At 48.8% G+C, this 26848-nt stretch carries 25 protein-coding genes; 6 read left to right on the top strand and 19 right to left on the bottom strand.

All coding sequences use genetic code 11. The features are described 5' to 3' along the window. Positions 1–68: 68 nt before the first annotated feature. From AC4PM4_RS10185 to AC4PM4_RS10175, 3 genes are read right to left on the bottom strand one after another with little or no spacing between them, the layout of a single operon-like run. Positions 69–206: a hypothetical protein gene (locus tag AC4PM4_RS10185; RefSeq protein WP_491613524.1), complete on the bottom strand. Its 138-nt coding sequence runs from the start codon at positions 204–206 to the stop codon at positions 69–71. Then, the gene (locus AC4PM4_RS10180) at positions 203–1201 is read right to left on the bottom strand and encodes a glycosyltransferase (RefSeq protein WP_491613523.1); all 999 of its coding nucleotides are present in this window, start codon (positions 1199–1201) and stop codon (positions 203–205) included. Before AC4PM4_RS10180 ends, AC4PM4_RS10185 begins: the two co-directional genes overlap by 4 nt. 27 nt (positions 1202–1228) lie before the next feature. Continuing rightward, on the bottom strand, positions 1229–2260 hold the full coding sequence (locus AC4PM4_RS10175; protein WP_491613522.1) for a phosphotransferase family protein: 1032 nt from the start codon (positions 2258–2260) through the stop codon (positions 1229–1231). Between the two features lie 164 nt (positions 2261–2424). Here AC4PM4_RS10175 and AC4PM4_RS10170 point away from each other — a divergent pair, with 164 nt between their 5' ends. Both AC4PM4_RS10170 and AC4PM4_RS10165 read left to right on the top strand, forming a co-directional pair. Beyond that, positions 2425–3036, top strand: a complete 612-nt coding sequence (locus tag AC4PM4_RS10170) for a TetR/AcrR family transcriptional regulator (protein WP_063567581.1) — start codon at positions 2425–2427, stop codon at positions 3034–3036. A gap of 207 nt (positions 3037–3243) precedes the next feature. After that, on the top strand, positions 3244–3825 hold the full coding sequence (locus AC4PM4_RS10165) for an NAD(P)H-dependent oxidoreductase (protein ID WP_452560689.1): 582 nt from the start codon (positions 3244–3246) through the stop codon (positions 3823–3825). Between the two features lie 212 nt (positions 3826–4037). Here the strand turns inward: AC4PM4_RS10165 and AC4PM4_RS10160 are convergent, their stop codons facing one another. The 5 genes from AC4PM4_RS10160 to AC4PM4_RS10140 form a co-directional block, all read right to left on the bottom strand. Next, positions 4038–4979: a glycoside hydrolase family 113 gene (locus AC4PM4_RS10160; protein WP_274568862.1), complete on the bottom strand. Its 942-nt coding sequence runs from the start codon at positions 4977–4979 to the stop codon at positions 4038–4040. A 116-nt stretch (positions 4980–5095) separates the two neighbouring features. Beyond that, positions 5096–6133 carry a glycoside hydrolase family 130 protein gene (locus AC4PM4_RS10155; RefSeq protein WP_491613521.1) on the bottom strand — a complete coding sequence of 346 codons (1038 nt, stop codon included), beginning with the start codon at positions 6131–6133 and terminating at the stop codon, positions 5096–5098. 22 nt (positions 6134–6155) lie between these two features. Then, on the bottom strand, positions 6156–6995 hold the full coding sequence (locus AC4PM4_RS10150) for a carbohydrate ABC transporter permease (RefSeq protein ID WP_491613520.1): 840 nt from the start codon (positions 6993–6995) through the stop codon (positions 6156–6158). After that, a complete protein-coding gene (locus AC4PM4_RS10145) occupies positions 6992–7879 on the bottom strand; it encodes a carbohydrate ABC transporter permease (RefSeq protein WP_062323195.1) in 888 nt (295 codons plus the stop codon). Before AC4PM4_RS10145 ends, AC4PM4_RS10150 begins: the two co-directional genes overlap by 4 nt. Before the next feature lie 248 nt (positions 7880–8127). Then, entirely contained in the window at positions 8128–9441 is a 1314-nt protein-coding gene (locus tag AC4PM4_RS10140) for an ABC transporter substrate-binding protein (protein ID WP_491613519.1), read from the bottom strand. 223 nt (positions 9442–9664) lie between these two features. Here AC4PM4_RS10140 and AC4PM4_RS10135 point away from each other — a divergent pair, with 223 nt between their 5' ends. From AC4PM4_RS10135 to AC4PM4_RS10125, 3 genes are all read left to right on the top strand, one after another. Next, entirely contained in the window at positions 9665–10846 is a 1182-nt protein-coding gene (locus AC4PM4_RS10135; RefSeq protein WP_491613518.1) for an AGE family epimerase/isomerase, read from the top strand. Positions 10847–10848: 2 nt separating this feature from the next. Then, positions 10849–12033 carry a glycoside hydrolase family 130 protein gene (locus AC4PM4_RS10130; protein ID WP_491613517.1) on the top strand — a complete coding sequence of 395 codons (1185 nt, stop codon included), beginning with the start codon at positions 10849–10851 and terminating at the stop codon, positions 12031–12033. Between the two features lie 204 nt (positions 12034–12237). Then, on the top strand, positions 12238–13251 hold the full coding sequence (locus AC4PM4_RS10125; RefSeq protein WP_090809167.1) for a substrate-binding domain-containing protein: 1014 nt from the start codon (positions 12238–12240) through the stop codon (positions 13249–13251). Between the two features lie 158 nt (positions 13252–13409). Here the strand turns inward: AC4PM4_RS10125 and AC4PM4_RS10120 are convergent, their stop codons facing one another. Continuing rightward, positions 13410–14837, bottom strand: coding sequence for a pectate lyase family protein (locus AC4PM4_RS10120; protein ID WP_063567573.1), 1428 nt, complete (start codon positions 14835–14837; stop codon positions 13410–13412). Between the two features lie 246 nt (positions 14838–15083). Then, a complete protein-coding gene (locus tag AC4PM4_RS10115; RefSeq protein WP_053782622.1) occupies positions 15084–15599 on the bottom strand; it encodes a DUF2179 domain-containing protein in 516 nt (171 codons plus the stop codon). Positions 15600–15948: 349 nt separating this feature from the next. On the opposite strand from AC4PM4_RS10115, the gene AC4PM4_RS10110 reads away from it, so the two are divergent. Then, positions 15949–17166 carry a Leu/Phe/Val dehydrogenase gene (locus AC4PM4_RS10110; RefSeq protein ID WP_491613516.1) on the top strand — a complete coding sequence of 406 codons (1218 nt, stop codon included), beginning with the start codon at positions 15949–15951 and terminating at the stop codon, positions 17164–17166. A gap of 51 nt (positions 17167–17217) precedes the next feature. Here AC4PM4_RS10110 and AC4PM4_RS10105 read toward each other — a convergent pair whose 3' ends face one another. The 9 genes from AC4PM4_RS10105 to AC4PM4_RS10065 form a co-directional block, all read right to left on the bottom strand. Then, positions 17218–17388, bottom strand: a complete 171-nt coding sequence (locus AC4PM4_RS10105; RefSeq protein WP_177031212.1) for a hypothetical protein — start codon at positions 17386–17388, stop codon at positions 17218–17220. Between the two features lie 33 nt (positions 17389–17421). Beyond that, positions 17422–19083: a hypothetical protein gene (locus tag AC4PM4_RS10100; protein WP_491613514.1), complete on the bottom strand. Its 1662-nt coding sequence runs from the start codon at positions 19081–19083 to the stop codon at positions 17422–17424. Between the two features lies 1 nt (position 19084). Then, on the bottom strand, positions 19085–19870 hold the full coding sequence (locus tag AC4PM4_RS10095) for an ABC transporter ATP-binding protein (RefSeq protein WP_063568220.1): 786 nt from the start codon (positions 19868–19870) through the stop codon (positions 19085–19087). 710 nt (positions 19871–20580) lie between these two features. After that, on the bottom strand, positions 20581–22083 hold the full coding sequence (locus AC4PM4_RS10090; protein WP_491613512.1) for an RICIN domain-containing protein: 1503 nt from the start codon (positions 22081–22083) through the stop codon (positions 20581–20583). A 289-nt stretch (positions 22084–22372) separates the two neighbouring features. Beyond that, positions 22373–22993: a PepSY domain-containing protein gene (locus tag AC4PM4_RS10085; protein WP_161490664.1), complete on the bottom strand. Its 621-nt coding sequence runs from the start codon at positions 22991–22993 to the stop codon at positions 22373–22375. A gap of 138 nt (positions 22994–23131) precedes the next feature. Further along, positions 23132–23929: a PepSY domain-containing protein gene (locus AC4PM4_RS10080; RefSeq protein WP_063568222.1), complete on the bottom strand. Its 798-nt coding sequence runs from the start codon at positions 23927–23929 to the stop codon at positions 23132–23134. A 78-nt stretch (positions 23930–24007) separates the two neighbouring features. Further along, positions 24008–25384: a sensor histidine kinase gene (locus AC4PM4_RS10075; protein WP_274568879.1), complete on the bottom strand. Its 1377-nt coding sequence runs from the start codon at positions 25382–25384 to the stop codon at positions 24008–24010. After that, on the bottom strand, positions 25381–26130 hold the full coding sequence (locus tag AC4PM4_RS10070; RefSeq protein WP_400347957.1) for a response regulator transcription factor: 750 nt from the start codon (positions 26128–26130) through the stop codon (positions 25381–25383). The genes AC4PM4_RS10075 and AC4PM4_RS10070 overlap by 4 nt, the downstream gene beginning before the upstream one ends. Positions 26131–26184: 54 nt before the next feature. Then, entirely contained in the window at positions 26185–26829 is a 645-nt protein-coding gene (locus AC4PM4_RS10065) for an SDR family oxidoreductase (RefSeq protein WP_491613509.1), read from the bottom strand. Between the last annotated feature and the right edge of the window lie 19 nt (positions 26830–26848).

The following is a 26848-nucleotide window of genomic DNA, read 5'->3' as shown; positions in this document are numbered from 1 at the left end:
GAACTCCTGTTGATTTAGGCACAACGAAAAGGCTCCTGATCGGGTTCCCTGCCCAATTAGAAGCCTTTTTAGATGCCTTTTTGTCTCCGTTTTCTATTCACCACTGGCTGCTCATCCTGCACTTGTCCTTCTGGCCCTGTTGCCTCGTTGCTATTGTTGTTCCAATAGAACCCGACGTCGTTAGAGCTTGCATCTGCAAGTTTCACTTCAACCAGTTGGCAAAAAAGTCCCGGTATCCCTCTTTCATAATCGTGCGCGAGAAAGCACCAAACGCATACTCCCGGTTGTCTTCCGACACACTGCGCGGCGCAGCCCCAGCCATGTTCACCAATTCAAACCAGTTATCCTCGTTGCCTGCAAATGCATGCGTGGAACGGATGTGTCCATAGCAGGCATGCTCCGGCTTCACAACCATTTTGCCCATCGCCATCGCTTCGGTCAGCGGCATCGCAAACGTATCAAAGGCCGAACAGCTCCAATACACCTTGGACGAGTTCATCAGCGTAAATACTTCATCCTGTGTCAGTGCAAATTGCAATTTCACGTTGTCCGGAATGTTGTATTTCTTCATGCTTTCCTCATAGCGGCGACCGCCGAATACCATGTATACTTCCTTGTCCGGGTTCTGCCGGGCGTATTCCAGCACCAGATCCGGGCGACGATTCGCTTCATCCCGACCGATCCAGAGCACGCGATTATGCACAACCTGACTCGGGTCGTAGTGGCGATGCGCCAGCTCTTCGTTGAAGCCGATCGGGATGACGTTCACATCATGTACACCGAAATTGCGGCCCAGTTCTGTTTTCAGAAACTCCGTCTGCACAATCGCTTTATCCACCATCGTATAAAATGGCTTCATCATCTCATACCCCGTCAGCGCCGGGTCGGGAAAGCTGTGCGGGAACAACACACTCTTCGGTAAAAACATCTTCAAAAACGTAAACCCGGATACGGTGTAGATGACATGCTCTATATTTTGGCTATATATCTGGTCTAATACGATATCATAGTTCACCAGGTCGCCTTTCTCATGCTCATAACCCGGTAACCAGTCATACCCGCTGACATGGCGCTCCGGCGAGATGAACACAATTTCCACGCCCAGCTCCAGCCCGATCTGCTTCAACCGATCCGCAAATACGCGCGGGCCCTGTGCCTCCGAGAATTGAATTTTACGCATTACGAGTCCTACTTTACGCATGTTCTGCACCCCTCATTTCTATTCCCTTCAACACTGCTTCATGCACTGTTTCAGCGTCATTGCCGTCTCGTGCCACTGGTTCCGCAGCTGTTCCTCCGGCCATACACAGTCTGCACTTCTTAGATCCCCATCAATCAGACGCAGCATCCAGAGCGAGAATACAATGGCATATGCGCGGTACCACTTTTTAAAAGAAACCCGTTCAACCTGAACGCTATGGCGCTCCAGCCCGTCCAGATAAACATCGATAATCCGCTCCCGCAGCTCAGGCGTAACGGTTCTCGGGAACAGCGGATGCGATAGATCCACCAGATGATACACGTCCCAGAGAGCCGTATTCAGATGCGCATGCTCCCAATCGATAATCACCAGCCTGCCATTCACATCCGCCATGTTGCCGGGATGCAGATCTCCGTGACACAAAACACGAGGTAACTCCTCCTCTGCCGTATGGATTAGCACGGCGATGTTGTGCCAATCCGATGGTGACAGCGTGATCTCCAGTTTGGACAACAAATCAGCGGTGGATTCCTTTTGCCCAAGCAGATCATCCAGCATGTCCCGGATTGGCGGTTTCTGACCCACCCGGGGCAGCTCAGCCCAATCTGCAACAGATAACGTGTGCCATTCCGCCATATGTGCAGCAGCAGCCAGCAACGTCTCTTCCCGCGAATCATGCACCAGTTCGCCCAGATCCTCATAAATAATCCAGCTCTGTTCCGCGTTAATTTCACGGTCTGATGCAGCAATTAGCGCTGGATATATAGGCGGCAATACAGACAGCACATGCCTGGACATCCACTGTTCGCGCCCATATTGCGCAGGATTGGTAAGCGGTTTGAAAATATAACTTTCCCCGGTATGAACAGTGAAACGCTCCACATACTTGCCATTCATGCCTTTGTAGAGCCGTTTCCGGCTTGTTATATATTGTTCATTCAACGTCCCTTCGGGAGTCACCCAGCGATGCGCCTGCACGTCTTCATTCACGCCATTCACCTTCCATTTCATTCCCCAGGCTTGGAGCTGGTGCCGCTGATGTTTGCTTTGCAGCCCCACTTCTGTCCAAGCTCCTTTGCCCGTCTATCCGTTATTATTTCTATCCATCATACGTTGCCGTTCATAAGCCTGCAAGCTTTGAGCGAAAGCACTTTTCCTAGCGTTAAATAAGAGATTCTGAAATGGTAGTTGCAATTTAGTTAGTAATCACTTACTATACAATCATGAAGAACAAACCTCATGTCGACAGCAAAAAGAAAGACATCCTACAAGCGGCAATGCGCTTGTTTGCAACCAAAGGCGTTGACGGCATTTCCGTCAAAGAGATCGGTGACGCCGCCGGAGTAACGGATGCGGCGATCTACAAACATTTTAAAAACAAAGATGCCGTTGCCCTTGAGGCTTTCACCCAATATTGTGCGGACTATACCGCCCTGATTGACGGGTATGTTCGCCAGGAGGGCCCGGTGCTGGAACGCTTCCGACAACTGATTACCGAAGTTCTCCACCTGCATGATGAAGATCCCTACGGACTGCTGCTGATTTCACAAAATCATGAGATTTTCATTGAAGCTGGAAGCAGTGAGGATTACCGCCAACCGCTGGATGCGTTGATTGATCTAATCAATCAGGGAATTATGCGAGGTGAGCTGCCCGCTCAGGATTCACGGCTCACGGCCGTTCTGGTCATTGGTGCTATTACGCGCCTGGCCGTATCCAGTATGCAAGGTGAACTGCCAGAGCTGCTTGTTCCATACACCGGAGAAACCGTTCACCGCCTTGTGTCGATGTTGGGCCAGGGGGCAAATGATATGGGGCAGAAGCGGGCGGAATAGCTTTGCGAAGATCGTTCCGGTCTGTCGGCGATCAAGAGATGCATCTGATCGCACAGTGCTCCTGTGTAAAAACATTCTTTTAAATTAGAAGCGCCGGCTTCAACTGACTTTCAGGAGGTTCCTGAATATTTACCAGGTCATTCGTGACCTTTTCTTTTTGCACATGAGGTTAGTGTTCATTAACTAAAATAGTCAGGACGTGTCATCATTATGAAGAAAATATTAATTATTCAAGGCAACCCCGTCTCCCCAAGTTACAATGGCGCAATCGCCGAAGCTTATCGTAAAGGCGCTGTGCAGGCAGGTGCCGAGGTTCGCATGATCACCCTAAACGAGTTGGAATTTAACATGAATTTAGCAGGTGGATACCGAAATAAACTTCCACTCGAACCCGACTTACTGGAAGCCCAAGAGGCGATTAAATGGGCAGAGCATCTCGTATGGGTATTTCCGATTTGGTGGGGAGGACCACCAGCTTTGTTCAAAGGATTCATCGACCGCATCTTCATGCCAGGCTATGCCTTCAAGTATCACAAAGGTAAACTTTTCCCGGATCAACTGCTCAAAGGTCGCACCGCACGCATGATCACCACCATGGATGGTCCGAACTGGTACTACAAATGGTTCCAGGGTGAACCTGCACACAAAATGATGAAAATCTCCACCTTTGCTCTGACAGGCATCAAACCTGTGCGCATAACACCTGTAGATCTGGTGGGCAAACAGTCCGAGGAACAGAGAAAGAAATGGCTGGAGAAAATTGAGCAGCTTGGACGGAAATTGGGGTAAACAAACAACTCGTTCTTGAAGGGATTTTCATATAATGTTATCACTAAATTAAACGATATATTCTTCTAACAATTTATATTCGAGACTATTTACATTTAATAGAAAGAAATTAAACTTAACCAAAAAAGATACTGCGTGCATAAGCACAGCAGTATCTTTGTCCATATATAAACGCTATTCAAGTAGATGGGATAACTCAACTCCAAGACAGACTAAGCTTCCAATGCAATGCCTTCATAGAACCGACGAATGACCTTCTCGGCTGGTTTACCATAAACTCCGTATCCATCATCACTCAAGGCATCTTGCTCCTGATGCAGATGGGCGCTCCAGTCCCACAGACCAAAGCCGCGTACCCACTCCCGCTTACTTGCATGACGGAACATGGCTTCATAGAACTGCTCCTGCTCTTCCGCATTCACTTCACCTTTCAATCCCCAGTCGTTCGGCACCTGTGCCGATCCACTGCGGCTAGGGCAGCCCGCTTCTGCGAAGAAAAAGGGTTTACCATAAGGTGCAATGGCCTGTTCAATCCGATCCAATTGCGCTTCCCAATCTCCGATGGGATAGTACCCACTGGACGAGATGACGTCCACGGCATCCCACCAATTCACATGCCCTTCCTGATACTTGTCGGTGTTGTAGGATACTAGCCCCGAATACACTTCACGCACTCCCGCGATGACCTCGCGCCATTCCTCGCTCCGACGCTCAGACTGCACCATCTCACAACCCACAATAAACATCTCGCATTTCTCACGCTCTGCAATGGCCGCATAATGCTTCTGATACACGGTATAACTGTGGAACCAGTCCTGCCATTTTGGCTCACACGGCACATCGATATCAAAGAAGTTAATGTGTGCACGCCATGTGCCATCGGTGCAATTGACGGTTGGTTTCAGAATGACCCGCAGTCCCAGTGTGCGGGCATAACGTATCATATCCACCAATTCATCGTCTTCCACCATATGTTCACCCTCATATTTGACCTCTACAGCCTGCGGACGATCCTGATGTGCCGCCAGTGCAAAAATAACATGCGAACTACCAGTGCGTTCAGCCATCAGACGCAAGGATTCTTTCGCTTCCGGCTTGCGGAAGTCTCCCCTACCACTCATCCAGCCAAATGTAAATCCCTTGATGTATTCCATATGCATTATTCCGCAATGCCCCTTTTTCAATTAATGTAAAATGAATGACCGAATGTATAACACGTCCCACTACGATTGCAGTACCATCAGCTTTTTTTAAAATTGTTTCACTTCAATTATAATTTGCCTTCCTCACGGTCTCCGGCAATGACTTCGTCGGTCTCGATAACGTAGTTCACAATCTCTTCGACAGTGGTATAAGCCACTCCAACGTATGTGTCGGCTGCACCATAATAGATGGCAATCCGTCCTGTCTCTGCATCATGCAATGTGGCGCATGGGAAGACGACATTGTCCACAAAGCCTTGCTCCTCATACCATTTTTCCGGGGTCAGTACGAAGTTGGAGGAACGATATTTCACTTTGGATGGCTCATCCAGATCCAGAATGACCGCACCCATACTATAAACAAAACCATTGCACGTTCCGGTTACGCCGTGGTAGAACATCAGCCAGCCTTCGGACGTTTCAATCGGTGCCGGACCGCCGCCAATTTTGACCGATTGCCACCAGCCCTGACCACCTTTGCTCATGACATGACGGTGCTTGCCCCAGTACACGAGATCCGGACTTTCGCTCAGAAAAATGTCCCCGAACGGCGTATGTCCGCTGTCGCTTGGTCTGGACAACATCACATAGTTATCAATGATTTTGCGTGGAAACAACACGCCATTGCGGTTGAACGGAAGCATCGGATTTTCGAGACGTACAAACGTTTTGAAATCTTCCGTCTTCGCCAAGCCCAGCGCTGCACCGTAGAAATCGGTACACCAGATGATGTAATACGTATCTTCCACTTTCACCAGACGTGGGTCGTATGCATAGTTCGGCATAAAGGAATCGCCGTTCTCGTCCACAAAATTAATTCGTTGTTCTTCAATATTCCACTTCAGGCCATCCTCACTGGATCCCATGTGCAGGTGTGGACGTCCATTAATGGTTTCTGCGCGGAATACTCCGATGAATTTCCCCTCATAAGGAATCACCGCACTGTTGAAAATACGGGCAACTCCCTTGACCGGGTTACGCGGCACAATCGGGTTGGCGGAGTGTCTCCATACCGGGCCTTCTGTTCCCTCCGGTTTATCCTCCCAAGGCATATTCGGCAATGCATCCCCAACAATGTGTACGTTTTTCGTATCAACAACTGTCATCGTTTCATTTCTCCCTTCGTTTTTATTTAACGGAGCCTTGTGCGAAGCCGTTGTAGATGTACTTCTGTAGCAGTAGGAAGATGATCATCGTTGGAATGATGGCGATCATGATCCCTGCGCTGATGACCTCCCACTGTGATCCGAACGGTCCCTTGAATTTGAAAAGAGCCGTGGATATGACCTGCAAGTCTGTCTTGGGCATGTACAGGAACGGTGTGTAAAAATCATTGTAGATGTTGACACCCTTCACGATAATGACCGTTACAATCGCCGGTTTCAGTAGTGGCAGAATGATTCTCCAATAGATCGTGAAGTAGGAAGCGCCGTCCAGCATGGCGGATTCATCCAGCGCATTCGAGATGGAACCCAGGAATTGCAGGAAGATATACACCGCGATGATATCTGTACCAAGGTACATCACAATGGCTGCCCATCTGGTATTGAACAGGTCGAGCGCGTTGATGATCTGGAATGTGGCGACCTGCGTCGTCACACTCGGAATGAGGGTAGCGAGCAGAAACGCGGCGACCATAATTTTCTTGCCTTTGAATTTGAAACGATCCAGCACATACGCGATCATGGAACCCGTTAACGTGGCACCCACGATGGAGATGATCAGGATGATAATCGTATTTTTGAAACCGACCAGCATGTTGCCGTCTACAAAAGCCTTGGTATAGTTCGCAAAGTTAAGCCAGTTGGCTGGCGGGGCCAGCGGACTGCTGGTCGCATACTCTGCATTGGTTTTGAGCGATGCAAACAGCACCACAACGATGGGTACAAGCGCAATGAACGCTGCGAGAATGAGTGAAGCATATTTAAATATGTTCGCAAGGGTATATTTGAATGGTTGCACGTTCATTCCTCCCCTTTCATGGTGACACGCTGAACCAGCGTAACAAGAATGACAATAAACAGCAGCACAACAGCCATTGCCGATGCCAAGCCCAGCTTGCCGTACTTAAATGCCAAGTGAACGGTCTGAATCACAAACGTCTCACTGCCGTTGGAACCATCGGTCATAATGTATGGAATATCGAACGCACTGATTGCGCCGCTAATCGCCAAAATCAGGTTGAGCTGCAGGATGCGTGTGATACTCGGCAGGATGATATGGCGGAACTGCTGCCAGCGATTGGCTCCGTCAATATCCGACGCTTCATAGACATCTTTTTGAATGGAAGAGATCGCACCCAGGAAGATAATGAAGTTAAAGCCCATGTATCTCCATACCGATGCGCCTGCGAGCGACACGTTAATAATGTTCGGATTCCCAAGCCAGAGCTGGGTGTACTGCCCAAGACCGACTGCCTGCATAAGTGTATCGAGGGTCCCGTCCGGTTTGAAGAAAAAGAGGAAGATAAATCCGATGGCTACGCCATTCAGCAGATAGGGGAAGAACAATATGCCTTTGAAAAAGTTTTTGCCGCGGATTTTGAAGCTTAGAATCGTTGCAAAGTAGAGGGCCAGACCCATTTGTACGAAGGTAGCCACAAAATAATACAAACTGACAATAAACACTTTAAAATACTCAGGGTCACTGAATATCCGCGTGTAGTTCTCAAACCCCACATAGTCGAACCTTTTGCTGTATCCGTTCCAATCAGTGAAGCTGTATTTGAACATATTAATGACAGGCAAATAAGCAAACGTGAACAGCAGTGCCAGCGGAATGATCGAGAAGGCACAGATGATAAATATGCGTTGCGCTGAATAGCCCCAATTCGAAATCTTCAAGTATTTCATGCTCTCCACACCTCCAAGCGGTTCTGCCGCTTTTATATCGAAAGACTCCCGTCCAATGAACAAATCCGGCTGGATAATCAACCACCGAAGGTGGCATTTCACATCCGATATGCTGCTTCCAGATGCAAAATGCCGTAGGAAAAGGGGAGACCCTCTCCCCTCAGCCAAGGCGTGGTGCCTCGCTGTATTTCAGCGGTGGTCGGCCAACAGGTAGCGCCTTTACAGATCGATGAATCCCCGCAATCTGCTTATTTCGCCAGTTCTGTCCGCGCTTTAACCCATTTATCATTCAGATCCTTCATGATGTCATCGTACGATTCGCTGCGATTACCGATGGCAGCTTCGATAATGCGTTTCTTGAAGTCAGGCTGCCAGAGGCCAATCTCGCCTTCGTTGTCGATTTTGTCAACCAGACCTTCCTGTCCTTCTTTGGCAGGAGTCAGTGTGGAGAATGTAACGTCTTTGTATTGATCCAAAATCGGTGGCAATTCCGCATTTTTGTCTGCGCTCATGCCTCCGCCTTGCTCAACCGCATAGTTTGATTTCGCCAGGAACCAGTCAATCCAGGCTTTCGCAGCAGGTTTGTTCTCGCTATTCACGTTCATGCCGATGTTATAGTCTGCTGCGAGTGGAACGACAACATCACTTGCATTCGTAGGAAATGGCAAGAATCCGATATTATCCGGTGTATCCGTCAAGCCTTGAATTTGGGTAATCGCCCAAGATCCAAGCGCCATCGTTGCAATTTTCCCATTCGCCAGATCAGCCTTGGAGCTTTCCCAGTCGGTTGTGGTCGGATCTTTCTCAATCAGGCCATTCTTGGCTGCGTCGTAAAGCACTTTGTACAATTCATAGTGCGGCTTGCCAGCCACAAAGTTTTCATCCGTGTTCGGTTGGTCAATGTTTACATAGTCCACACTGCCTGCAACCGTCGGCAGATCTGCTTCCCATTGTGTCAAAGCCCAGCCGGAGGCATAGTTGGTGTACAGTGGAATCGCGTCCGTATTGTCTTTCACCAGTTGGAGTGCAGCCTGGAATTGCTCAGGCGTTTTGGGAACTTCCGCAATGCCAGCGTCCTTGAACACCTGCTTGTTATAGATGATGCCAGAGAACGTGATAACGGTTGGAATTCCATATATCTGACCGTCCACCATACGTTCTTCGATGCCTGTGTACTTCTCTTTCAGCTCATCGTACGTGCCTAGTGGTTCAAAAAAGTCCGGAATGTCGGCAATCGGTACGCTGGTGGGGATCATCAGCACGTCGCCATAATCTTTGGTACTCATACGAATCTTCACTTGTCCCTCATAATCGGCCAGTGCCTGGAAGTTTACTTTGACATCCGGGTATTCCTTATTGAACTCCGCGGCGTAATCTTTGAATACGCTATCAACAATATCTGTACGCTGCGTGAGAACGGTGATTTCACCCTTAATATCCGCAGGATCTGTACTGATTTCCTCTCCTGCCTGTGGAGATCCACCCCCGGAAGAGCAAGCTACGAGCAGAGAAGTGATGAGCAGCATGGTAAGCAGAAGCATCCAGCCTTTGTTTTTTCTCATTTGGTTCTACCCCTTTTCTAAGTTAATTTAAGTTATCGTTAAGGTTACAAAATGAATTTTATTATGGCAGTGTTTACCTGTCAATTAAATTATTTATTACTTAGCAAAAGTTTTTATCACAAGATTCGTTGACAACGTATTTTCCCGACACTAATATTAATAAATAAAGTTAACGTTAACTTAAATATCAATTGAATCCTGTACTTTGAAGGAGCGCTCACTTATGACTCACACCAATGACACCAAAACTGAAATAAAAGAACACTGGGAAGGTCATATTCTGCCATTTTGGTCTGCCCTCAAAGATCATAACAACGGCGGATTCTACGGCTGGGTCGGTAATGACCTTCAGGTCGATCCACTCGCTCCCAAGGGCGGAATCGCCACGGCACGACAATTATGGTCTTTTGCAGCAGCCTACCGGGTAACCGGAAATGAAATCTGGCGTGATCACGCTGAACACGCTTACCGTTTTCTTGTGGACCATGTGATGGATACGGAGTATGGCGGCATGTACTGGATGGTCCATGCCAATGGAGAACTAATGGACACGAGCAAGCATGTATATACGCAATCCTTCGGCGTTTACTCACTGAGTGAGTACTATCGTGCCACCGGGGATGCATCTGCTTTGGAACTTGCGAAAACGCTTTTTGCCCTGATAGAGGATCAAGGGCTGAATGCCGAATTACCTGCATACAAGGAACAATTTGATCGCTTCTGGAATGAACAGCCCAATGAAATGCTGAGCGAGAATGGTGTGATCGCGGATTACACGATGAATACGCATATTCACGTGTTGGAGGCCTATACCACGCTCTACCGAGTGTGGCCAGATCAGCAGGTGAAGACGGCGCTGGAACGCTTGCTCGGCATCTTATATGAACGGGTGTATGACAAAGACACGAAGTTTCTCGGGGTATTTTTCAACAAGGATTGGGACTCCATCATCGATCTACGCTCATTCGGGCATGACATTGAAGCCAGCTGGCTGATCGACGAAACGTTGAAAGTGCTGGGTCTGGATCAACACCCGGAGTATTCTGCGATGGTTACGGATATTGCCTATAGCATTTCCAATGTGGCTGTACAGGCCGATGGCTCCCTGATGAATGAACAAGAGGGTGACCGTGTGGATGAGAAACGGATATGGTGGGTTCAGGCTGAGGCGATGGTCGGCTTCTACAACGCCTATGAGCGTACAGGTGATCCTTTGTTTTTGGAGAGAGTGGAACGCTTGTGGACATATACGAAGGAACATATTATCGATCACCGTGCTGGCGGGGAATGGTACTGGTCGGTAGACGGGGACGGCACGCCGGATCAAAGTGAAATCGCCGGACCGTGGAAATGCCCGTATCACAATAGCCGATTCTGCATTGAACTAATTGAGAGGATGGGATAACGATGATACACCCCAAATACAATGAATTATTGGAGCAACAGGAGCAGCTGCTTACGCGCCAAAATGAAATTGACTCTTCCTTCTACAATGGCGTATATGATAGGTACCGTTATCCGGTAATCACACGCCATCATGTACCGCTGCACTGGAGATTTGATCTGGACGAAACGACGAACCCCCACTTCATGGAGCGTCTGGGCATTAACGCTACGCTTAATCCGGGGGCCATCTATTTCAATGGCAAATACGTGATGGTCATCCGAACCGAAGGATTGGACCGTAAATCCATCTTCGCTCTAGCTGAGAGTGATAACGGCATCGACGGATTTCGCTTCACAGGCAAACCCTTAGTGTGGGAAGATATCGATGCCGACGAAACCAACCAATATGATATGCGATTGGTTCAGCATGAAGATGGCTGGATCTATGGTATTTACTGCTCGGAGCGCAAAGACCCTGAAGCACCAGCATTTGATACATCCAGTGCCGTAGCCCAGGCAGGACTTGTCCGGACACGCGATCTGCTCAGCTGGGAGCGTCTGCCCAACATCAGGACCAACTCCCCTCAACAGCGAAATGTTGTATTGCACCCCGAATTTGTAAAGGGTAACTATGCGTTCTATACACGGCCACAGGACGGATTCATCTCCACAGGCAGCGGCGGCGGGATTGCCTTTGGTCTGTGCGATGATATTCTGAATCCAGTAATTGAGGAAGAGACCATCATCGATGAACGGAAATATCATACGGTATACGAAGTGAAAAACGGCCAGGGCCCTGCTCCGCTCAAAACGGATCGCGGCTGGATTCACATTGCCCACGGGGTTCGCAACACGGCAGCGGGTCTTCGTTATGTGCTGTACACGTTCGCCACGGATCTGAATGATCCGGCACGCATCATCGCCAAGCCGGGCGGACATTTCATTGCTCCTTATGACGACGAGCGCGTAGGCGATGTGTCCAATGTTATTTTCTGCAACGGTGCAGTGGTCAACGAACAGGGTGAGGTCTTCATTTATTATGCATCCAGCGATACCCGCTGTCATGTGGCCACAACGACGCTGGATAAACTGGTCGATTACACCTTCAATACCCCATCTGATCCATACCGTTCCCTGGATTGTGCCAGCCAGCGCGGTGACCTGATTGAGCGGAATGAGAAGCTTCTCCAAAAGCAATTGGTTTAAAACCGAAGATCAGCCTTCAGGCGGAAAATGCAGCATGCTGAAAAATTAGCGTAGCGCTAACCAGAATTTCTTTATTCCATGTGGGTAACGATGTATACTAATATGGATTGTTGTTATGTTTTAAGGAAGCGCTAACCATAATGACAGCACATTGTACGTAAACCGGCTTGAAGGAGGCGACCAAAGCTGAAGAACAATATCACCATGCGGGATATCGCCGACAAGCTCGGAGTTAGCAGTGTGACGGTCTCGAAAGCATTAAATGATAAAGATGGCGTCAGTGGCGAATTGAAGGAAAAAATTAAAGTGCTTGCCGTTCAGATGGGCTATCGGTATAACGCCGCAGCCCGTTCGATGAAGGAAGGCCTGACTCATAATATTGGTGTTATTATCCCGGAGCGGTTTACCGGACCTACACAATCGTTCTATGTACGTGTATTCCAGCGCATCACCAAACATCTGGAGGATCAGGGATACTACGGTATTCTGCACATTCTGAATGTGGAGGACGAAGAGGAATTAATCCTGCCGAAGCTCTATAGTGACAACAAAGTGGATGGTTTCATTGTGCTTGGACAAGTCAGCAAGGAATATATCGAGCTGGTCCAGTCGATGGAGGTACCCAAAATGTTTCTCGATTTCTACGATGAGCATTCTGATATTGATTCTGTCGTTACCGATAACTTTTACGCTGCTTATGAGCTGACAAACGTTCTGGTACAGCAGGGACACCGCCGCATCGCTTATGTGGGGAATCTCTATTCTACTAGCAGCATTCAGGACCGGTTCCTCGGTTATTACAAATCATTGCTGGAGCATCGGTTGCCGATGAATCCGGATCTTGTGCTTAATGACCGCGATGAGCGAGGTACGTTTATTGAAATTGATCTGCCAGAGCAGCTGCCTACGGCTTTTGTATGCAATTGTGATCAGGTGGCTCATCTGCTCGTTCAGAAACTGACTTCCCTGGGTATTCAGGTGCCTGCACAATGCTCTGTGGTTGGGTTCGATAATGATATCTATGCCACACTCTCCGAGCCCAAATTAACTACGGTTGAAGTCGATGTGGAACAGATGGCGCGCACTGCGGTTCATTCCATGCTCAAAAAGATCGATAACCCGAGTCGCAGCTTCGGCCGCGTACACGTGAAGGGCAATATCATTTATCGTGATTCGGTGAGTGCAGCACCTGCCCTTTCGGATAACGTATCTGACTAAAAAGGTACGAAGACTTCCCATTCCACAAAAAGGGTGCTCCCGGCCATTACGGCTGCAGGAGCACTCTTTGCTTATGAAAAAAAGAGAAAGTAGTCAGGAACCACTACAGATCACGGCCACTCTCCACTCGATTCCAAAAACCTAACTCCTGTTACAGCCTAGTAACTCGTCTTCAGCCAGTTGTCTTTGGACCAGGATAATTTGCCTGCACCTGCTCCGCTTGAACCGGTGAGGCGTGCATTCAGCGTCGCTGGATCATCGGTAGCGTAGCTGTAAGGAAGTGAAGAGAATCCGTTCCAGGAGAAAGCTTTCACTGCGGCCGGAACCGGGCTGAGCGGACTGCCGGATGTATCACTGTTTCCACGGAATGAGCTTCCATCCAGAGAATACATCGTGTCAGTCACCTGAATTTTACCGGTATATGTTGCGTCGGCCGGGTCCGTCTGGTTATTGCGGACCGGGAACAGTACGTCTTTGATCACCGACTTTTCGACCAGTACTGCACCATCTTCAGTGGAAATAGCTCCGTTGCCGATGATATCAAAATGATACCCTTTGGACGAAATCGCCGTTGCCATTGCAGAAGTGATTCTGGATTTGGCCGCACGTGCCCCTGTCGCATCCATCACAATATTGTAGGCATGCGCATTGCCTCCGCGCAGACGCGGCATGCGATCCTGGATATCTTTGTACAAGTTATGGTGCAGAGTTATGGACAGATTAGCATTGGCCGATTCGAAGCTGGTCGAACCAACCAAATGACCTTTTTTCTGAGGAGATGAAATGGCAATGATATCGGCTTTGCTGAGCCCAACCGCGCTGCTGCGCAGGTAGTTGTACATCGGATAGGAAGCCTTGTTCGCTTCCAACTCGTTAATCTGCTGGGTAACCCAGCTGTTTGAGCTGCCGTCATCCCCTTTGAAGAGGGACCAGGAGATGGTCACACCACTCGTTCCTTTTTTCGAATCGACAAGCCCGTCGTAGGCTTTATTGAATGTGCAGTGATCAATCCATACGTTGCTGTTCTCTTCAAGGGTGATGTAATCCCAGTCGTTTTTGTCGTAGTCACCTTTGGTCGCTTCATCCCATTCCCATAACTCATCGAATTCGAGGTTGCGGATAATAACGTTGGAACTGCGTTTGACGCTGATGGCTCCGTGCTTGATCTTGGCCCCGTTGGCTGAGAAGATGGTCAGGCCATTAAAGCTGTCGATCGTCAGCTTGCTGACACCCGTTTGCTTCAATACAGGATGAGTCAGCGCATCATTATGCTTGGCAAAAGGCGATGTCTGTGCAGCGCTCGGAATTTCGTTCCATCCCAGATTCAGGTCGTTCATAATCTCGACGACTTTGACACCAGAGTTCTTTTTCAGCGCCGCAGCGAGATCCGTTGCATTGTATACCTTCTTATACTTGGACGTGTCCGACTCGCTGATGGTACCTCCACCCGTATTGCCTTGGGAGAAACCTGTGAGATTGTAATCTGCATTGCCCGCTGCCTGTACACTTGTCGGTCCAGACAATAGGGTGAAGCCCAACGTCAGAGCCAGCGCGGCACTGCACCATGTTCGAATTTTGCTTTTCATAAAACCATTCCTCCCTAATTATAATGATTGCGTCTGTCCATCTCTGCCATCGCGAGTCACGAAGGACATGTCCTCAATGTAAATGTTGGAAGCGATTACAACAATAATCCTTATCTCAGATCGTTTTGGGATCCTGATATCAGTCCTCAAATAACACCCGATTTAACCCGGAGCATTCCCATTTCAACTTATAGACATGAAAAAAAGCCCCCAAAGGGGCTCACTATTATCTCGAATATTCCTAATTTATCTTTTGATGGAACGTGTCCAGAACCCGCCATGGAACTGTTTGGGCTCAACGGTGATGACAAATGCTTTGGGATCAAGCTCCAGAATCGTCTGATATAGAAGTTTCTGGTTTTTGCGTTTCGCCAAAATCTCCATAACCAGCCGATCTCCATCTCGTCCACTACCAACCCAGGCGGTGACACCGTATCCTTTATCCCGCAAGGCATTCGCTACATCCCCGCCCATCTGGTTACAAATAACCTTAACGGTAACGTAACCAAGCGCAATCTTCTCTTCGATCCAGGCACCCAGCAATACCCCCAGCCCATAACCAACGGCATATACAATTAACGCAGATGGCTGGGTCAGATATTTGAGTACCAGATTCAGACCGAGTACGTAGATCACAATTTCGCCCATACTGATGAGCGCAGCAATATATTTCTGTCCTTTGAGCGTCAGAATCATCCGAAGTGTATAAGCAGATACATACACAATCTGGATCAAAAAGATAAATACCAATATTTTAAACAATCGCAATCCCTCTTTCCTGACTTTCACAACGAAATGGGCCGTTTGTTGCGTGCCTTCTTTCCGCTTCCTCTACATATCATTTATTCTTCTGCATGTTTACTCTATCTCCATCATTGGACGTTATGCGGTCATTTTAAACGGTTGAACGTAAATTGGACTGCATTTTCTATTTTCTGCGCACTGGCAAGCCGGAACTGACATTATAGAGCCCTTTTCACTCATTATCAACCGGCCTGAGACCCAGGGGCGAAAATCGGCGTGTCTGAATATGCTGAACCAACAGCAATTCGATTGAGGCGTACAGGCAAACAGGTTCGGGAAACGACGGCTACCAAAAGGGGGAACTGTCATGCAGTTGTGGCAAGAGATGCAGCGGGAAGGTATGGAAGAACTCATATTTTGCCATGATCCACTGAGCGGGCTTAAAGCCGTCATCGCCATCCATAGTACGGTGCTGGGTCCCGCACTCGGGGGATGCCGCTGCTGGACGTATGCATCGGAGGAAGAAGCGGTTCGGGATGCCATCAAACTCGCGAAGGGCATGACCTACAAATCGGCGGTCTCCGGTCTGCCATATGGCGGCGGCAAAGCTGTGGTATGGGATGTGCCCGCCGAATTGATCATCAAATCGGGCGATGCCAGCCCAGACAACAATCTGAATCCCAAAAAAGGCAAAAAGAATGTCGGATCCCATACGAACATCATTAAAGGCAAGGATACATCGAACGGATTAGATAAGGATTTAGATAAGACATCCAAAAACAACCTACAAGCCTGCCGGCGTGCCGAAACGTTCCGTTCTCTGGGCCGCTATCTGGAACGACTGAACGGACGTTATGTGACGGGGCTGGATCTGGGCACTACGGCGGCAGATATGGACCAGATCCGGCTGGAGACGGTACATGTGACTGACACGACCGGATCGCTTGGTGCACAGGATGATTTCACAGCTGAGATGACCGCCTACGGTGTATACACTGGCATTGTGACATCGCTGCGTCACCAAGGCATTGACGCCTTGCAGGGCATTTCCGTTGCCGTCCAGGGACTGGGCAAGGTCGGGTATGCCCTGTGTCGTTACCTGCATGCAGCCGGGGCACGGCTCATTGTGGCAGACGTTGTACCCGAACGTGTACAACGTGCCCTTGTGCAGTTCAGCGGCGCCATGTCGGCCGATCCGGCCCATATTCACGCCGCTGACTGCAAGGTGTACGCCCCCTGTGCCCTAGGGGGCGTACTGACCCCGGCAACGGTGGAGGAGCTGCGCTGCTCCATCGTTGCCGGGGCGGCGAACAACCAGCTCAGCCATCGGGAGCTGGTTGTTCGCGGCATGCAGGCGCGCGGCATCCTGTACGCGCCTGACTATGTGCTCAACGCAGGCGGAATCATCAGCACCGCCTACGAGCTGGAAGGCGCAGGGCCAGACCTGATCCGCCAAAAGGTGGCGGGGATTGCGGGCACGCTGTCCAAGGTCTATGCGATAGCAGAGCAATCTGCCCTCTCCACGGCGGATGCAGCCGATCAGCTGGCAGAAGCTGTCCTGCAAAGCGGAAACCCCCATGCTTAGCATACCGATACCGATTTAACACACTAATTCAATCTCCCAATCGTTTAAGTGCTACAGAATCCAGATCACTGTTACAGCTCGCATATCATTTATTTTCTCCATCTTTAAAGTACATCGCATCACGTAAAGAATTAGAAAAAACGTAAAAAAGCCAATCCGATTCATCAACACCGGATTGGCTTTAATCAGCTTTTCTTCAGGATTCCATCTGCTAAACTTCATCAGGCAACCTCAACCAACCTACTACCGCCCGCCTTAAACTTCAACCATTACAGAAGCCCGCTTCACCCGATGCAGCATCGTCCAGAATAGCATGTTAATAAATACTAGGAGTGCTACATAGATCCAGATGCCTGCTGGTATGGTGCGGATGAATACATGTAGTCCCCATAACAGTGCCATGAGCGGAAAGAAGGCAAAGACGAGCCAGCCGTCACTCTGTCCGGCCACACTAAAGGATTGGGAAAACGGCGGTTTTCGCATCAACAACTTTCCAGACAGCGGAATAAGTGCAGTTGCCACCAAAAATATTACGATCAGATCAGGAAGAATTCTTAACCCAAAGGTCCACACAAATACAATGGCGTTCAATATAAATACGGGTAAGAACATGTTGCATAAGAAAGCTTTTAGCGCTCCACTATATAGCACATTCTCGTTGGCCAGAGGGGCTGCCCGGAAAGTCCAAAACGCCTTGTATTGTCCGGAATACTTCAGCATGGTCACAACAGACACAATCAGCAAGAGCACAATATATAGCGTGTAAAAGAAGGAGCTTTCCCTAAATTCTGCCCACGAAGAACTCTGCAATTGGGTGAACCAGAATACATAGGGCAATACAAAAGATAAACCCATCGACGGGTATACCTTCAACTTGAACTCCCTTTCACTTCGCATCATACTGGCAGACAAACGAAAGCACGCCTGCTCTTCTCTGGAACGGGAGAATACCTTCGCCATGATGCGATCCCAATTCCCACGTCTTCGTCCAGAGGCCTGACCTGCGTGTGACATTTTCTCCAAATACAATTCGAAGGAAGGCATCAGCTTCACGTACACCAACAGACTGACCATTGGAACGATCACAGCAAGCGCTGAGAAAGTATACAGCCAGGCATCTCCCCCGCCGCCGAACAGCAGCTCAAAAACCGCTGCATACCATACCGGAGGCAGCAGTAACTGCCACCAGGCAGGTGTGAACACCATATTAAAGTCGATGATGCTGAACGAACGTATGACCAGCTGATAGCCTACGGCAATGCCGATGGAAAGAAGGATTTGCATCATATTGATCATGTCCTTAAGCTTCTCGCCATCCAGAAACTTCATCATGAATAGATAGATCAGGGACGTGGTCACCAGAATTAACATATTAATCAGCACCAGTTCCACCAGAAAAAGCAGGAAAAAGCCGATCCCGTGGGCAATCAATCCGGCTACCAGCGGCGCAGCCGTCAGAGAGCCTGTCAGGAGCAACAAATAAACCCCTGCGTGAATGGCACGAGCCAAGCCAACAGTGCGTCCATTTACCGGCTTGGTCATGATGATATTACGATCCCGAATATCGAGCAGTACCGAAGAAAAGTCGGAGATCATGGAGGTCATGATCATAAACATCAGCATGGCGGTCACTAGACCCATCTGAAGCATATAATGTCCCGTATCCCAGACGACAAACGGAACCATAATCAGCCCCATCAGTGCATACAACCAGAGGGAACGCAGATACAGATTGCCTTCTTTCTGCTCCTTATTGCCATTGCGTGCTGACAATACCGTCGGTACCCTCCGCTGATCCACCTGGAACTTCACCCGTAGAATCAAACGCAGTACGTCATAATCCGCTCCTGTTCTGGCGATGATAGGCCGAAAACGATCCAGAATCTTCAGCGTGCGGAAGTCGGAGGATTCCGCCATATCAGTACACCTCCTGCACGATGGACACAAAACGTTCTGCAATTGCCCGATGCTCATTGAAGCCCGTCAGTTGATTGAATACTTCCTCCAGTGAGCCTTCCATGGATTGCTGCTGGAGCTGCCTGAACGTACCATCCGCCATCACGCGTCCTTCGGCAATCAGAACGATTCGGCTGCTGATCTTCTCCACCACATCCATGATGTGTGACGAATAGAATATCGTTGTACCCTTGGCCGACAGCTGTGTCAAAATCTCCTTTACCACCATTACACTGTTGGCGTCCAGACCGCTTAGCGGTTCATCCAGGAACAACAGATCCGGGTCATGCAGCAGCGCGGAGATCAGCAGCACTTTCTGACGCATGCCTTTGGAGAAGGAAGCAATGCGGGAATGATATGATTTTTCCAGTCCAAAACAATCCATCAACTGCTTCGCCTTATAATCGGCATCTTCATAGGACAACCCGTACAATTCTCCTATAAAGGTCAGATACTCTGCCGGGGTTAATTGCTCGTATAGCTCCGCGACTTCCGGTACATAACCGATTCTTCGCTTATATTCCGCGTCACCATCTGCGATATCCTTGCCAAAGATGCGGACCGTACCCACATATCCCTCAACTAGTCCGAGCAAAATCTTGACCGTCGTGCTTTTACCCGCACCGTTCGGACCAATATATCCGATCATCTCGCCCCGATTCACTTCTAAATCAATCCCATTTAGCACATAACGCCCGTTATACCGCATACGCAAGCCTTCAATTGACAGTACTTGTTTTTCACTCACTTCGTTATCCAGCCCCTGTCTCTACTATTTCTACAATTCTACTAGTTTACCACAGATTGGATTAACAGAGAGGGATGAAGAAAAATTAAAAGATCTTTGCTCTGCACAAAGAAGTGCATAACAAAGATCCTGAATTTATAGAATAGAATTTGATTTTTGTTAATTTATCAATTAAGTCTGGTAATTATTTTTTTTTTATTTAGTTGAAATTCTAATTAGTAAAATGTAAAACAACACACCTCCTACCACTCCAAAAAAAGCATATAAATCTATAAAAATATAAGCTATAAACGCGGATGATATCAACGTCACAATAATCCCAGCTCTATTTTTCAATAATATTCTATAGGTTAGATAACCTAGCAATCCAGAGATTAATGTCGACAACAAAAAAGGAAGAATAATGTACATTTGCTAACCTCCTAACTCGCACTCGTGTTTTACCATTTTTATTTTGTGGCAGGATCCTACCAGTAATATATCTTAGCAATGTAATCGTCCTGAGGATTAAGCTTTTCCGTTATTTATACTAATACCTTATTTCTGCTATTGATAATCTAAAATTAGAATAAAAGGTTCAATTGGAATGTTTAATCTCTAGCTTATAGAGCTTCATATTTTTCACAATTAAACCCCTGTCCCACTCATAATGAGGGACAAGGGTTTAATTGTGAATCTTTATGATGATTAACCAACAAAACAATCAATCCTTATTGAACCTTAACAATCTGGAAGTGCTGATTCGTACCACCATTATCTGTCCACTGGATTGCAGCTGCCCCGTCTGCCAGGGATTGTCCCGAAATATCAAGCACCTTGCCTGTGCTGCGGTTTTTCAATTTATAATAACCACCGCCCACACTAACCAACTGCCATTGCTGACTGGCCCAGCCGCCATCGTTCCACTGTTCAATAACAGCTCCATCTGCTGTGGAACCATTCTCTACACCGATTAGCTTGCCGCTGGAACGATTGATGATTTTGACATAACCGCCACCTGCATCCGTGATCTGCCACTGCTGGCTGGTCGTTCCGCCGTCTGCCCGCTGCTCCAGATCCGCACCGTTATCCGCAGAACCACCGATGACATTAAGCAATTTATTACTTTTGCGACTAATCAACTGATACGAAGCATTCGGGTCCCATACATCGGGCGTATCCACTCCGGTTACGGAACCCGTGGCTGCATCAATGGTAATACTGCTTGCCCAGTTCATCGCCAGACTGGTTCCACTTGGGAAAGACAACGGCAGCCACACATACTTAGAATCCTGCACTGGTCCGCTCCAGGCGCCAGCCCAGCGATCACCCATATAGAGATAGGATGTTGTCTGTGAGCCTTCCACCGGAAGCACGTATGCGGATTGGGAACCATAGGTTGTACTATCTCCAAAGTTGCTCAGGCCGCTCCATGTGCCAGTTATGCTGGTAGCAGTCGCATATTTGGCCTGATTCGGATTCCATCCCGTAGCCCCGGATGTGATCAGGAAGTAGACGCCACCCTTTTTGAACATGGCAGGTGCCTCACGATATTGACCCGGCCACAGCGTCGTTACGAGCGATTCCACACCGAGAAAATCTGGAGTCAGCTTGTAGATATTCAGGTCGGCATTCACTTTGGTCGCTGAGATGAGATAAGCTGTTCCGTTGTCGTTGTAAACTGTCATGTCTCTCGAATCATAGCCAAGAGGCCGATAGCTGCCTACATACGTATAATTTCCATCCACTGTACTTGAGGTCGCTACCGCCACTCTGGCTTCACCGTAGTCGACCCCGTTTTCCTTATGCATCCAAAGAACATACTTGCCTGTTGCACTGTTATAGATGACCTTCGGGCGTTTGATGTTGGAAATGTTCAGCTCGGCAGCCGAGCTGCTGGTGAGCACATCATTGCGATACTCCCAGTTTTTCAAATCTGCTGAACGATATACAGAAACCGCCTTGAACGTTCCATTAGGGTTGCGATTCTCCCCAAACCAGTAATAGTACCCATTAGCCTTAATCATCCCGCCCCCATGGGCATGAATGACATTGCCGTTTGTATCCTTGAACTGTACCCCGTTGGTTACACTGAGTGGAGCAGCGGAAGCCTGTTGTCCTGGAGCGACCAGCATACCTAGCGATTGTAGCGCCAGGATTAGAGCAAGCAGATAACAAAGGCGACGAGTGAAACGATGTGTTTTTGTTTTCTTTTTCAACCAACCCTCATTCATAGAACAATGCACCTCCGTAATTAATTTATAAAGCGCTTACAATAAAATCGATACGTCTCTTCTTCCTCCGATCGATGATGCATTTCATAGGATTACCTGTTTCTCAGACTGGCTCGGCACTCACCTCCTGATTACGATTGTATCCGCCATCCCCCTGCTCGAATAGTGAACAATACGGCGGAACATGTACGAATAAACACTGAACTTATGGAGTGAACAGCAAAAAGACGCTTCATCCGAAGCGTCCTCTGTTATACACAATCTAAATCCCTATAATATACGTTATTTATTAATCTTCGTCGTCAAAATCCTGGTCAAACGAAAGCACTTTGCCTGTATTGGCATCGACGTCTACATCGGCTTCACCGTTTGCTGTTCTTAGTTCCACTTCATAAACATAACGGCCGTTATCATGATCCAGTTCGATTTCGGTTACTTTTCCGCCTGTCACCTGTCTCAGGGCAATGTTCGAAGCTTGTGCCTCTGTCAGTTTAACCTGTTTTGAAGCAGCTTGATTGGAAGACGTACCTGCCACAGTTCCATTATAATCATCGTAATCCTCATCATCGACTACTGCAAGGATTTTACCTGTGTAAGCATCCAAACGAACGACAACTTCATTACTACCTTTTTTGTCGATTTCAACTTCATAGAACGTTTGGCCGTTTCTGCGCTCCAGATCCACATCATCCACTTTACCATCCGTTGCTTTCAAGGCTGCTTCTTTGGCCTGTGCGACCGTCAGCAATGTACCTGTGTTGTTCTGGGTCTGTGTTACTGATTGTGTATTGGACGTTTGCGTAGGCTGTACCGATTGTCCGTTTACACTCCCACTAGCCAGAGCGGCTGATCCTCCGAGCAACACCGCTGCCGACAAGCTGCCAATCCATAGTTTATGTTTATTCATCATCATCATTCATCTCCTCGTTGTTATTCTCGTTCTCGTCTACAGTTATAGATTAACCTGTACGAATGAGAGTTCAGCGAGAGTCAGATTAGAATTTGATGAGAAAATGAGTGAGAATCTCACAGAATGGCTTCTATACCTTTAATCTTCGTCATCATCCCAAGTGACCGAACGAATCGCGCCTGAAATGGCATTCACCTGCACAATAGCCTCACGACCGTCATCCAGGTCAATTTCAACCAGATAATACGGATTGCCACTATTCGTTCCACGGAGTTCGATATCATCCACTTCACCAGGAACCTTAGCCAGTGCCTTCTGCTCTGCTTCTTTCTCGCTCAGAAATGAAGTCTTGGTGCCTTCCCCTGTTGTCGGGTCGGGCGAAGATGCTTCCAGCGGCTTTGAAGACTGTTTCTCCCCGTTATACGGATCAATGGTCCATTGCTCCCGACCATTGTCCTTCATCTTGAATACCGCCAGATACACCGGGCTCCCCTGCTGCTCGACAAGTTCGAGCGACACCAGTTCGGCATCCGTTTGTTTCAGCAATTCCGTCTTGATCTGTTCTCGGCTCCATAACGTCTTCTCCTCGGCTTGTGGGTTGGACTCCAGCCGTTTAATGGAATTCACGGTCGCCGTAACCGCATCAACTTGTACGTCATACAGTCCGGTTTCTGAGCGGAGCTGCATGATGTAGGTTCCGTCCTTCAACGTGGAATTCAGGATCTCTCCCGGATATTGATCCAAGACCGCTTGGGCCGCTGCATCTGCTGTTAACATCACTCGGTCTGATTGCCACGGCCTCCACCACATGACCGCTATAACGACAAGGAGAGCCAGGAGCCCCGCACCCCACCAAAATGAACGTCTTGGCTTCGCCCATCCTTTGCGTCGTTGTTCTTCCCGTTTCATTTCCGGACGCCCCTCATGCTCTTCCATCATGGTTCCCCCTTACGCACTCTCTTATGATCCGTAATCCTACTGTGTTTACCAGTATATAAGAGAAGAATGAGATTTTCATGAGAGTGATCCGTTCTGTACGGATGTGGGCAAAATTATCGAAGCCTCGGTTCCCCTGCCCTCGGTGCTGTTTAATTCAATACGTGCGCCCACGGCTTCTGCGATATCTTTGGCCAGGGAAAGTCCCAAGCCCGAACCGCTTGCTTCGCCGCTGCGTGTTCTGGCCTGATCAACTCGATAGAAACGGTCAAACACCTTGGACAGTTCCTCTTCCCGCATACCGATTCCCTTATCCACAATACATATCCGACATTCCTGCCCCTTTGCCTCCAGCCGGACTTCAATGGCATCCTCACTATATTTACGAGCATTGTCCAGCAAAATAAAAAGCAGCTGCTTCAGCTTGCTCACATCGCTAATCGCCCATATCCTGCCCGGATCCTCACAGTGAACTTCCCGATGATAGGCTTCGCGAAATGCACGTGTGGAATCCAGCGCAAGTTGGGTGATATCCACCCGCTCCAGCTGTACATTCCACTGCTCTGGCTGCTTTGCCAGCAATAGCAGCTGCTCGGTCATCTCTCGCATGCGCACGGATTCGGACAGAATGGCTTCTACCGCCTCGTCGAATACTTCGGGACGTTCCTTGCCCCTTCGTTGCAGCAAGCTGGCATAACTTTCAATGATGGTAAGTGGTGTTTTCAGTTCATGAGAAGCATCAGAAACAAAGCGCTCCTGCCGCTCGAAGTTGGATTCCAGCAGATCCATCATACGGTTGAACGTCTGCCCCATCGTTTTCAGCTCATCCTTCGATTTTTCGTCGAGCGGAAGTCGCTTGAACTGGCCGCTCGACTGGATATCACTCATCGTACGTGTCATCTGCTGGATCGGCCTTGTCATCCGGTTCGCCAGAATACGGCTGGAGATGATGGCCGGAATCAGCGCGATGATGGTAACGGCAACTAGAACTGTACGAAGCACAGACAGGCGATTCTCGGTATCTTCAATGCTCTCGGTGACTTGTAGATTCACTACTTCTCCATCCGGCCAGATCACTGGAACAGAGACCCAGACATAACCGATTTGTTCAACTTGGGTATACTCCGATTTTTTTTCGCTTTCGTATTTGTAGGACAGCTTGCTCAGCTGCTCCTCTGCCGAGGTCGTCACCGGCGGGGAGCTGGTGCCGTCTTCATTGACGATCCGCAGCATGCCGTCCAGCGGCGCGTAGGCCCGGAGCAAGTCGTCCGGCGGAATGGAACCGGCAGACTGGCGCACTCCTTTTACAATAGACTCGGCCTCAGCCTCTACCCGCTTGATCTCGTTATCGATCGACATCCGTTCGAACACGATATACACCGACAGGTTGACGGCAATCAGCAGCACGGCGAACAATACGGACGAATATCCGTAGATTCTGCTGCGCAGACTCATACTTGCTCCTTCAGGACGTAACCAACACCCCGAACGGTATGTATTAAGGGTGGTGTGAATCCGTTATCGACTTTTTTGCGCACATAACGGATATACACATCCACCACATTGGTATCTCCATAATAATCGTATCCCCAGACGGCCTGAACAATCTGGTCCCGGCTCAGCACCTGGCGCTGGTTTTGCAACAGATACACCAATAGATCGAACTCACGCGGTGTAAGCTCAATCGATTGACCATCCCGGGATATCTCACGGGTTCCTTCATTCAGCTTCAATCCACCTGCGGTGAGCCAGCCTGTCTCATTTTCCGCCGTGTGCTCGGGTGATTGCGCCGTATCCCGTGGGACCGAAGTGGCAGAGTGGGTAGCAGCCGATGCAGCACTCAGGCGCAGTGCAGCGCGTACTCTCGCGAGCAACTCTTCAATACGGAACGGCTTTGTAATGTAATCGTTGGCTCCGAGATCGAGTCCGGATACTTTGTCTTCCACAGAGTCTTTGGCTGTAAGCATCAGAATGGGCACGGTCGCATCTTTGGCACGTATCCGTCGCAACACTTCAATCCCACTCAGACCCGGCAGCATAATATCCAGCAGAATCAGATCCCATTGCCCCTCCCCATACATCTCCAGCCCTTCCGTTCCGCTGCCTGCCTTGCCTACCTGATATCCCTCATACTGTAATTCCAGTTCAAGCAGGCGTGCAATTTTGGGCTCATCCTCGATCACCAGCACGGCTTCATTCATGCAGAGCTCCCCCTCATTCCGTCATTCCATTCTCCCGTTATATTACAATACGAATTACAATTTACCTAAGGCATCCTCTACCAATTCATCCCCGGTGATCAGATCAAAAGCCATTCGATACGTCTTCTCCTCCTGGAGGGAAGCAGCGATGACACGAGCCACATCTTCACGTGGAATACTTCCCGGTTTCAGATCTGTTCCTACAGAGATTTTGCCGGTACCCGGCTCATTTTTCAAACCACCTGGACGGATAATGGTGTAATTCAGATCACTTGCGAACAACGCCCGATCGGCATAATGCTTCGCCACGTAATACGGCTTAATGGCGTCGGACCACTTCTCCCGCTGATCTGCCCCAAACGCACTGACCAAAATATATCTGGTAATTCCCTGCTGCTGTGCCGCCTCCATTGTTTTCACCGCACCATCGAGATCAATGAGCAATGTTTTGTCTTCGCCCGTAGATCCACCGGAACCCGCTGTAAATACAATGGCATTGTGATCTTTCATCGCCTCGGCCAGATCATCCACGCTGCCTTCCAAATCGCCAATCACGACATTGGCACCCAGCTGCTTCAATGCATCTGCCTGCTCCGGTTTGCGAATCATCGCGGTGACCTGATGTTTCCCTTCCTGTGCCAGTTGCTGCACCAAAAATTTGCCGATTTGTCCGTTCGCTCCAATGACTAATACGTTCATATGTCATTCTCCTCTCGGT

It is taken from the genome of Paenibacillus sp. MDV22-iso6 (genome assembly GCF_058408365.1).
Note: the sequence above shows the minus strand (reverse complement) of the source record. Positions and strands in the feature narration are given on the sequence as shown.